This is a genomic window from Mycobacterium persicum (genome assembly GCF_002086675.1).
Lineage (GTDB): Bacteria > Actinomycetota > Actinomycetes > Mycobacteriales > Mycobacteriaceae > Mycobacterium > Mycobacterium persicum.
The window spans coordinates 1-9,438 of record NZ_MVIF01000148.1 but is presented as its reverse complement, the minus strand read 5'-3'; the positions used below and the strand labels follow the sequence as shown (position 1 = coordinate 9,438).

11 protein-coding genes and 1 pseudogene are annotated in these 9,438 nt (G+C 69.3%); 6 read left to right on the top strand and 6 right to left on the bottom strand.

Annotated features, from left to right (window positions below):
- Window positions 1–973 (top strand): PE-PGRS family protein (locus BST40_RS30325; protein ID WP_158084042.1); only part of this gene is annotated, 973 nt, incomplete at its 5' end.
- Between the two features lie 8 nt (window positions 974–981).
- Here the strand turns inward: BST40_RS30325 and ruvB are convergent.
- From ruvB to ruvC, 3 genes are read right to left on the bottom strand one after another with little or no spacing between them, the layout of a single operon-like run.
- Window positions 982–2,028, bottom strand: a complete 1,047-nt coding sequence (gene ruvB / locus BST40_RS26350) for a Holliday junction branch migration DNA helicase RuvB (protein WP_075548244.1) — start codon at window positions 2,026–2,028, stop codon at window positions 982–984.
- The gene (ruvA, locus tag BST40_RS26345; protein WP_083156236.1) at window positions 2,025–2,612 is read right to left on the bottom strand and encodes a Holliday junction branch migration protein RuvA; all 588 of its coding nucleotides are present in this window, start codon (window positions 2,610–2,612) and stop codon (window positions 2,025–2,027) included. Before ruvA ends, ruvB begins: the two co-directional genes overlap by 4 nt.
- Window positions 2,609–3,163: a crossover junction endodeoxyribonuclease RuvC gene (ruvC, locus tag BST40_RS26340; RefSeq protein WP_075548246.1), complete on the bottom strand. Its 555-nt coding sequence runs from the start codon at window positions 3,161–3,163 to the stop codon at window positions 2,609–2,611. Before ruvC ends, ruvA begins: the two co-directional genes overlap by 4 nt.
- Window positions 3,164–3,383: 220 nt before the next feature.
- On the opposite strand from ruvC, the gene BST40_RS26335 reads away from it, so the two are divergent.
- The 5 genes and pseudogenes from BST40_RS26335 (at window position 3,384) to BST40_RS26315 (ending at window position 6,970) form a co-directional block, all read left to right on the top strand.
- The gene (locus BST40_RS26335) at window positions 3,384–3,992 is read left to right on the top strand and encodes a DUF4178 domain-containing protein (RefSeq protein WP_083156234.1); all 609 of its coding nucleotides are present in this window, start codon (window positions 3,384–3,386) and stop codon (window positions 3,990–3,992) included.
- Between the two features lie 8 nt (window positions 3,993–4,000).
- Entirely contained in the window at window positions 4,001–4,504 is a 504-nt protein-coding gene (locus BST40_RS26330; RefSeq protein WP_083156232.1) for a DUF2617 family protein, read from the top strand.
- Complete coding sequence (locus BST40_RS26325; RefSeq protein WP_075548249.1) at window positions 4,501–4,932, top strand: DUF4247 domain-containing protein; 432 nt, start codon at window positions 4,501–4,503, stop codon at window positions 4,930–4,932. Before BST40_RS26330 ends, BST40_RS26325 begins: the two co-directional genes overlap by 4 nt.
- Window positions 4,933–4,965: 33 nt before the next feature.
- Window positions 4,966–5,424 carry a DUF350 domain-containing protein gene (locus BST40_RS26320; RefSeq protein ID WP_075548256.1) on the top strand — a complete coding sequence of 153 codons (459 nt, stop codon included), beginning with the start codon at window positions 4,966–4,968 and terminating at the stop codon, window positions 5,422–5,424.
- Window positions 5,421–6,970: pseudogene (locus tag BST40_RS26315) on the top strand (polyamine aminopropyltransferase). Before BST40_RS26320 ends, BST40_RS26315 begins: the two are co-directional and overlap by 4 nt.
- Window positions 6,971–6,983: 13 nt before the next feature.
- On the opposite strand, the gene BST40_RS26310 reads toward BST40_RS26315, so the two are convergent.
- The 3 genes from BST40_RS26310 to tesB all read right to left on the bottom strand — a co-directional run bounded on the left by BST40_RS26310 (window position 6,984) and on the right by tesB (window position 9,354).
- Window positions 6,984–7,739, bottom strand: coding sequence for a YebC/PmpR family DNA-binding transcriptional regulator (locus BST40_RS26310; protein ID WP_075548251.1), 756 nt, complete (start codon window positions 7,737–7,739; stop codon window positions 6,984–6,986).
- A 185-nt stretch (window positions 7,740–7,924) separates the two neighbouring features.
- On the bottom strand, window positions 7,925–8,521 hold the full coding sequence (pdxT, locus tag BST40_RS26305) for a pyridoxal 5'-phosphate synthase glutaminase subunit PdxT (protein WP_075548252.1): 597 nt from the start codon (window positions 8,519–8,521) through the stop codon (window positions 7,925–7,927).
- The gene (gene tesB / locus BST40_RS26300; RefSeq protein ID WP_083156230.1) at window positions 8,518–9,354 is read right to left on the bottom strand and encodes an acyl-CoA thioesterase II; all 837 of its coding nucleotides are present in this window, start codon (window positions 9,352–9,354) and stop codon (window positions 8,518–8,520) included. Before tesB ends, pdxT begins: the two co-directional genes overlap by 4 nt.
- Window positions 9,355–9,438 lie beyond the last annotated feature (84 nt).

Genomic DNA, 9,438 nt, shown 5'->3' with positions numbered 1-9,438 from the left:
GGGCGGCCCCGGCGGCGCCGGCGGGGCCGCTGCCTCCGGTACCGGCGGTGCCGGCGGTGCCGGCGGCGCCGCCGGCTCACTGTTGTCGCTCGGCACCGCCGGCGGTGACGGCGGGGCCGGCGGGACAGGATTGACCGGCGGCGCCGGGGGCGCCGGCGGCCAGGGACAAGGTCTGCTGTTCGGCATCGGCGGTGACGGTGGCGCCGGAGGCGCCGCGAGCGGCGCCACCGGTGTCGGCGGTGACGGCGGTGCCGGCGGCGGCGGCGGGGGTCGGCTGTTCGGCCTGGGCGGCAATGGTGGCGCCGGGGGCGTCGCCACCGGCGCCACCGGTGTCGGTGGTGACGGCGGCGCCGGCGGCGCCGGCGGCGCCAACTTCGGCTACGGGCAGGGCGGTGCCGGCGGCCTCGGTGGCTACGGCATCTCGAAGGGCGGCGCGGGCGGCGCGGGCGGCGTGGCGGGCACAATCGCCGGCGTGGGCATCGGCGGTTTCGGTGGCGTCGGTGGTGCCGGCAACGTCGGCGGCGGCGGCGGCCAGGGCGGCGAGGCGGCGGTGCTCGTCGGTGCGGGCATCGGCGGCGGCGGAGGCCAGGGTGGGTTCGGCGTGACCACCGGGGGTGCCGGCGGCCAGGCCGGCCAGGGCGCGGCGCTCACCGGCCTGGGCGTCGGCGGTGTCGGCGGATTTGGCGGCGACAGTGTCACCGGCACCGGCGGTAACGGCGGTGCCGGTGGCAACGCCGGGGGCTTCCTCGCCCTCAACTTCGCCGGTAACGGCGGCAACGCCGGCCAGGGCACAGGCGGTCCTGCCAACGGCGGCAACGGCGGCAACGTCGGCCTCGTCGACAACGGCGCCTTCACCCCGACGCTGTACGGCTTCGGCGGTAACGGCGGCAACGGCGTCAACGGTGGCACTGGTGGCACCGGTGGCACCGGCGGCATCCTTGGCGGCGCCAACGGAACCAACGGATCGCCCTAGCGTTTCGCTTAGTCGAACAGCCCCGGTTGGCCCAGCCCGCTGACGCCCGCCGGTGGGGTCATGCCCAGGTGCGTCCAGGCGAGCGCGGTGGCCACCCGGCCGCGCGGCGTACGGGCGATCATCCCGGCACGCACCAGGAACGGCTCGCACACCTCCTCCACCGTGGCCGCCTCCTCACCGACCGCGACCGCCAGCGTCGAAACCCCGACCGGGCCGCCGCCGAAGCTGCGGGTCAGCGCGGACAGCACCGCGCGGTCCAGCCGGTCCAGGCCCCGCTCGTCGACGTCGTAGACCTCGAGCGCCGACTTGGCGACGTCGCGGGTGATGACGCCGTCGGCGCGGACCTCGGCGAAGTCACGGACGCGCCGCAGTAGCCGGTTGGCGATCCGCGGCGTTCCCCGGGAGCGGCGGGCGATCTCCGCCCCGGCCTCGGCACCCAGTTCGATGCCCAGAATGCCGGCCGAGCGGGCCAGCACCCGCTCCAGCTCGTGCGGCTCGTAGAAGTCCATGTGCGCGGTGAAGCCGAACCGGTCCCGCAGCGGGCCGGTCAGCGCCCCGGACCTGGTAGTGGCACCGACCAGGGTGAACGGCGCGATCTCCAGCGGGATCGAGGTGGCGCCGGGACCCTTGCCGACCACCACGTCGACCCGGAAATCCTCCATCGCCAGATACAGCATCTCCTCGGCGGGCCGGGCGATCCGGTGGATCTCGTCGATGAACAGCACGTCATGCTCGGCCAGGTTGGACAGCATCGCGGCCAGGTCGCCCGCACGTTCCAGCGCCGGCCCCGACGTCACCCGAAGCGACGTCCCGAGCTCGCCGGCGATGATCATCGCCAGCGACGTCTTACCCAGACCCGGAGGGCCGGACAGCAAGATGTGATCCGGTGTGCCGCCGCGGTTTCGGGCTCCCTCGATGACCAGCTGGAGCTGTTCGCGCACCCGGGGCTGGCCGATGAACTCGCGCAACGAGCGGGGCCGCAGGCTGCCGTCGATATCGCCCTCGCCCACGGCTAGCGCCGGCGATACGTCGCGGTCGGACGGTTCGTCGCTCATCGGGCCTTACCCAGCAGCGCCAGGGCGGCCCGCAATGCGCCCGACGTCGTGGCCTCGGCGTCTCCGGCCAGCACCTTGTCGATGGCCTCCTCGGCCTGCTTGGCGGCAAAGCCGAGCCCGACGAGGGCCTCCACCACCGGTGTGCGTACCGCATGACCGTTGAGCGCCGGAGCGGCCGTCTCCGCCGGACCCACTTTGTCGCGCAACTCCAGCACCATCCGTTCGGCGCCGCGTTTGCCGATGCCGGGCACCCGCGTCAACGCCGCGACGTCGCCGTCGGCCAGCGCCCGGCGCAGCGCCGCGGCGTCATGTACGGCCAGCGTCGCCATCGCCAGGCGCGGCCCGACACCGGAAACGGACAACAACGTCAGGAACAGGTCGCGGGCTTCCCGGTCGGCAAATCCGTACAGCGTCATCGAATCCTCGCGCACGATCATCGCCGTGATCAGCCGCGCCTCGGTCCCTTGCCGCAACGTCGCCAGCGTCGACGGCGTCGCGTTGACCCGGTAACCAACACCCGCCGCCTCGATCACCACGTGATCAAGGGCCACCTCCAGCACCTCACCGCGGACCGAGGCGATCATCGCGCGGCCTTCAGCTTGGCCAGATAGGCGTGACGCTGCTGGGCTGCCAGCGCCTCGGCCCGCGCGATCCGGGCCATCATCGGCGCCCTCCAGCAATGGCAGATCGCCAGCGCCAACGCGTCGGCCGCATCGGCCGGCGTCGGTTTGGCTTGCAGCGCAAGGATTCTGGTGACCATCGCGGTGACCTGAGCCTTGTCGGCGCCACCGTTGCCGGTGACCGCGGCCTTGACCTCGCTGGGAGTGTGGAAGTGTACGTCGATGTCGCGTTTGGCCGCTGCCAGGGCGATCACCCCACCGGCCTGCGCGGTACCCATGACCGTCGTGACGTTCTGTTGGGAGAAGACCCGCTCGATGGCCAGCACGTCGGGACGGTGGGTGTCCAACCAGTGCTCGACGGCGTCATTGATGGCCAGCAGCCGTTTCGGCAGCGCCGTGTCCGAGGGGGTGCGCACCACGTCGACATCGAGCGCGACGAGGTCGCGACCTCGTCCGCTTTCCACCAGGGACAGCCCGCACCGCGTCAACCCGGGATCGACACCCATTACCCGCACCGCATTGCCCTTTCACGGCCCTTTCACGGCCCTTTCACGGCCCTTTCGTACCGAACAGCTGTTCGATAGCCTAGCGGTTGGGTGTGACAGGGCCGGGCAGGACACGCGGTTGAAACGCAGGTCCCGCGGTGACACCGACGCGTGCCTCTTATCGGGACCCGCTCCGGTGCAAAGCTGTTACGTTAGGGCGCACATCGGCTCGCCGTAGGGAAGGGTTGGGGTGGGATCACTGCTGGTGGTGCTCGCGGTGGCATTGTTCATCGCGTCGCTTCTCGTCCTCATCGTCGCTCTCAAGCGTCCTAAGACCCCGGCGCCCCCGGGCAACCGGCAAGATCCCCTGTCTTTCAACGCGATGCCCCAGTTCGGCCCGCGTCAACTCGGCCCCGGCGCCATCGTCAGCCACGGCGGCGTCGACTATGTGGTTCGCGGATCGGTCACCTACCGGCAGGGACCGTTCGTCTGGTGGGAGCACTTGCTGGAGGGCGGCGACCAGCCGATGTGGTTCAGCGTCGAAGACGACGACGGGCGCCTCGAGCTGGCCATGTGGGTGAAACGCACCGACCTTGCCATGCAGCCCGACGGCGACCAGGTGCTCGACGGCGTGACGTTCCACGAATCGGAGCGCGGCCATGCCGGCTACACCACCGAGGGGACGACGGGCCTGCCGGCGGGCGGCGAGATGGACTACGTCGACTACACCAGCCCCGACGAGACCGCGTTGTTGTCATTCGAGCGCTGGGCGCCCGACATGCCCTGGGAGATATCCACCGGCAAAACGGTGCTGCCCGGTGAGCTGACCGTCTACCCCGCTCCCCCGGCGTCCGCATAGGACCATCGGTGCCGCTTCATCAGCTTGCCGTTGCTCCGGCTGACGTATCGGGGGCCCGGTTGCGGCTGGCCATCAACGCGCCGCCGCCCCGGCCCCTGGCCACCTATCGGATGAAGCACCCCGACGGCGGCACCCTGCTGCTCGGCGTTCTGGGGGCATCGCATGTGGTCACCGTGAACCACGGTGGCACGAACTTTTCCGAGCAGATCTCGTGTTCGGCCCGCAACCAGGGTGCGAGTCTGCCGGCACACACCGAGGCGCCCGGCTACCGCCTGGAATCCCGTAACGACACCTATGACGAGCCGACGTTTCGCCGCCTCGCACACGAGTTGCGCCAGCGGTGCGCGTGCGACGACGGTTGGCTGGGCGGCATGTTCCCCGGCGACGACGCCGCGCTGACCGCGCTGGCGGCCGAACCCGTCGGCACCGGCTGGCGCTGGCAGACCTGGCACCTCTACCCCACCGGCTCCGGCGGGTCGGTGGTGTACACCGCAAGCCGGTGGCAACCGTGAGCCGCAACCGCCTGTTTCTGATTGCCGGGGGGCTGGCCGTCGCAGCCACGGTGTCGCTGGTTTCCGGAGTCGTGCTGCTGAACAGGAACATCGGCTCGTATATCGCGTCTCACTACCGCGAAGAATCCCGCGACGCCAACGGAACCCGGTACCTGTGCACGGGGTCCGCACATCAGGTGGCCGACACGCTGGCCCGCTATCAGGCCCCCGCGGCCCGCGCGGCCAGCGGCGACAACGAATACCTGCGCTACCGCAACAACATCGTGGTCGTTGGCCCCGACGGCTCCTACCCGTGCAGCATCCGCGTCGAACCCCTGAGCGCCGGCTACAGCCACGGCTCCTTCGTCTTCCTCGGCCCGGGATTTACCCCCGGGTCTCCGTCGGGCGGCTCCGGCGGCAGCCCCGGCGGGCCTGGCGGCAGCAAGTAGGACGAGCACCCAAAGGAGACAGCCATGCGCCAGTTGTATGCGGCGGGAGTCGATTTCGGCACCGTCAATCTCACCCCGATCTTGCATGGCGTGGTGGCGACCATTTTGTACTTCCTGGTGGGTGCCGCCGTTCTGGTCGCGGGTTTCCTGATGGTCGATGTGCTGACCCCGGGCAATCTGCGCCGTCTGGTGTTCATCGATCGGCGGCCCAACGCCGTCGTCCTGGCCTCGGCGATGTATGCGGCTTTGGCCATCGTCATCATCACCGCCATTCACACCAGCTCCAACCAGCTGGGTCAGGGGCTGGTCGACGTGGCTGTGTACGGGGGCGTCGGGGTGACGCTGCAGGGGGCGGCACTGCTCATCCTCGAGATCGCCGTGCCCGGTCGCTTCCGCGAGCACGTCGAGGAACCGACGCTGCATCCGGCGGCATTCGCTACGGCGGTGATGATGCTGGCCGTCGCAGGTGTGATCGCCGCCGCGCTGTCATGACGTCGACGCAGCAGGCGGCGGTTGCGGCCTCGCCGCGCTGGCGTGCGGTGCTGCTGGCCGCCGTCGCGGCGTGCGCGGCCTGCGGCATCGTCTACGAGCTCGCGCTGCTTACCCTGTCGGCCAGCCTGGACGGCGGTGGCATCGTCGCCACGTCACTGATCGTCGCTGGCTACATCGCCGCGCTGGGCGCCGGCGCGCTGCTGGTCAAACCGCTGCTGGCGCGCGCGGCCATCACCTTCATCGCGGTCGAGGTGCTGCTGGGCATTGTCGGAGGGTTGTCGGCGGCGGCGTTGTACGTAACGTTCGCGTTCATCGGCGGATCGTGGTGGGTGCTGGCGCTGGGCACCGCGCTGATCGGCGGTCTCGTCGGCGCCGAGGTGCCGCTGCTGATGACACTGCTGCAGAGCGGCCGGGTGGCCGAAGCGACCGATACCGGCCGGACGCTGGCCAACCTGACCGCGGCCGATTATCTGGGCGCTTTGCTCGGCGGGCTCAGTTGGCCGTTTCTGCTGCTGCCGCATCTGGGGATGATCCGCGGCGCGGCGGCCACCGGCATCGTCAACCTCGTCGCCGCGGCCGTCGTGTCGATCTTCCTGCTGCGGCGGGTCGTCGGTGCTCGCCAATTGGCGACGGCGCTGGGCGCGCTGGCCGCCGCGCTTGGGCTGCTGGTGACGCTGTTGGCGAATGCGCGCGGGATCGAGACGACCAGCCGGCAGCTGCTCTACGCCGACCCGATCATCGCCTACCGGCATACGGCATATCAGGAGATCGTGGTGACGCGACGCGGCGACGACCTCGGCTCTACCTCGACGGCGGATTGCAGTTCTCCACCGTGGACGAGTACCGCTACACCGAAAGCCTGGTCTACCCCGCGCTCGGCCGCGGTGCCCGTTCGGTGCTGGTGCTCGGTGGTGGCGACGGGCTGGCCGCCCGCGAGCTATTGCGCCAACCCGGTGTGCGGCAAATCGTTCAGGTCGAACTTGACCCCACGGTCATCCAATTGGCACGCACCATCATGCGCGGGGCCAATGGAGGTTCACTGGACGACCCGCGCGTGCACGTCGTGATCGACGATGCGATGAGCTGGCTGCACGGCCCGGACCAGGGGCCCTTCGACGCGGTCATCGTCGACCTGCCCGACCCGGACACACCCGTGCTGGGCCGCTTGTATTCGGCCGAGTTCTACACCCTGGCCACCCGCGCACTGGCGCCCGGGGGGCTGATGGTGGTGCAAGCGGGTAGCCCGTTCTCGACGCGGACCGCGTTCTGGCGCACCGTCTCGTCGGTGCAGACCGCGGGGTACGCGGTGACGCCGTACCACGTTTACGTGCCCACATTCGGCGACTGGGGCTTCGTCCTGGCGTGCCTGGGTTCCACCGCCCCCACGCCCACGCTCCCCGGTGATGCGCCGCCGCTGCGTTTCCTCAACCAGCGAGTGCTGGATGCGGCCACGGTGTTCCCGGGCGATGTGGCGCCACGCCCGCTCGAGCCGTCGACCCTGGACCATCCGCGCATCGTCGAGGACATGCGGCACGGATACGACTAACCGCCGGAGCGGCTCACTCCTCGTCGAGAGCCGCCAACACCTCGTCGGACACGTCGACATTGGTCCAGACGTTCTGCACGTCGTCGCTGTCCTCCAGCGCGTCGACGAGCTTGAACACCTTGCGGGCGCCATCGACATCGACCGGCACACTGACCGACGGTTGGAAGCCGGCTTCGGCCGACTCGTAGTCAATCCCGGCGTCCTGCAACGCGGTGCGCACCGCGACCAGATCACCTGGTTCGGCGACCACTTCGAACGTGTCGCCCAGGTCGTTGACCTCCTCGGCACCGGCATCCAGCACCGCGGTCAGCACGTCGTCTTCGGTCAGGCCGTTCTTGTCCAGGGTGACCACGCCCTTGCGAGAGAACAAATAGGACACCGACCCCGGATCGGCCATGGTGCCGCCGTTGCGCGTCATGGCCACCCGCACCTCGCTGGCGGCCCGGTTGCGATTGTCGGTCAGGCACTCGATCAGCACCGCCACGCCGTTGGGCGCATATCCCTCGTACATGATGGTCTGCCAGTCGGCGCCACCGGCCTCCTCACCGGCGCCGCGCTTGCGGGCCCGCTCGATGTTCTCGTTGGGCACCGAGCTCTTCTTCGCCTTCTGGATGGCGTCGTACAGGGTCGGGTTACCCGCCGGGTCACCGCCGCCGACACGGGCTGCGACCTCGATGTTCTTGATCAGCCGGGCGAACATCTTGCCGCGACGGGCGTCGACGACGGCCTTCTTGTGCTTGGTGGTAGCCCACTTGGAATGGCCGCTCATCGCTGTGGTGCACCTCTTCTTATTGGGTTCTGTTTTCGCCAGAAGAGTCTACGTGGACCGCAGGTGGTGGTCGCCTGGCCGGCTCCGGCCCACCGAGCCTGTAATTCTGCAGGGGAAGTTCGAGTGCGAGGCTGCACAATTACAGGCTCGATGATGCTGCGCACCTGAAGGCGCCCGATGAGACGTCAGCGCCGACCCCGGACGATGTCGACGAACAGCTGATGAATACGACGATCGCCGGTGATCTCCGGATGGAACGCCGTCGCCAACACCGCGCCCTGCCGCACCGCGACGATGTGGCCCGCGGCCCGGGCCAGCACCTCCACATCCTCGCCGGCCCGCTCGACCCATGGGGCCCTGATGAACACCGCACGCACCGGGCCGTCCAGGCCCGCGAACGCGATATCGCCCTCAAACGAATCGACTTGGCGCCCAAACGCGTTACGCCGCACCGTCATATCGATCCCACGCAGCGGCACGGCCTCGCGGCCGCGGGCGCCAGCATCCAAAATTTCGCTGGCCAGCAGGATCATGCCGGCACACGCGCCGTACGCCGGAAGGCCCTCGGCCAGCCGCGCCCGCACCGGCGCCAGCAATTCGAAGTCACGCAGCAGATGACTGATGGTCGTCGACTCGCCGCCCGGAAGCACCAGCGCATCCACCGCGTCCAGCTCGTCGCGGCGGCGCACCGGCATCGCTTCGGCTCCGGCTTCACGCAATGCCGCAAGGTGTTCCCGGGTGTCCCCCTGCAGTGCCAGGACGCCGACCTTCGGCGGGCTCACGGCTGGTATCCGTGGCGATAACGAGTCAGCCCCTCCTGCATGACGGCCGCAACCAACTCACCGCGCTGGGTAAAGATCTTCCCGTGGGTGAGGGCGCGACCGCCGCCGGCCGACGGCGAGGACTGGTCGTACAGCAACCATTCGTCGGCGCGGAACGACCGCATGAACCACATCGCGTGGTCCAGCGATGCCACCTGCAGATGCTCGCGCTCCTTGAGGTTGGTGACCTGCGCCGAACCGAGCAGCGTGAGGTCACTCATGTAGGCGAGCGCGCAGATGTGCAGCACCGGATCGTCGGGCAGCGGATCGTGGTGGCGAAACCACACCTGCTGCTGGGAGGCCTTGCCGGGCAAACACTGCAACTGCTCCCGCGGCACAATCCGCACGTCCCACTCCTCGAATTGCCGGAAGCCGGCGTCATCGAAGACCCGCACCGAGCGCAATCCGGGCAGATCGTCAGGCGGCGGCGCTGCCGGCATCTGGTCCTGGTGGCTGATGCCGTCCTGATGGGTCTGAAAGGACGCGCCCATGCTGAAGATGATTTCCCCATGCTGGATGGCAGTGACCCGCCTGGTGGCGAAAGATCCGCCATCTCGAGTGCGCTCGACCAGAAAAACGGTGCGCTCCTTGGCATCTCCGGGTCGAAGAAAGTATCCGTGCAACGAGTGGACCCGGTACGACGGGTCGACGGTGCGCACTGCAGACACCAGCGATTGCCCCGCGACATGGCCGCCGAACGTGCGCTGCAGAAAACCTGACTCCGGACTGAAGACGCTGCCGCGATAAATGTTGACCTCAAGTTGCTCGAGGTCGAGGATCTCTTCGATCGCCACGGAAGGTTCTTACCAGCCGCGTTCGGCGAGCCGGTGCGGCTGGGCGATCTGTTCGACGTTGATGCCGACCATCGCCTCGCCCAG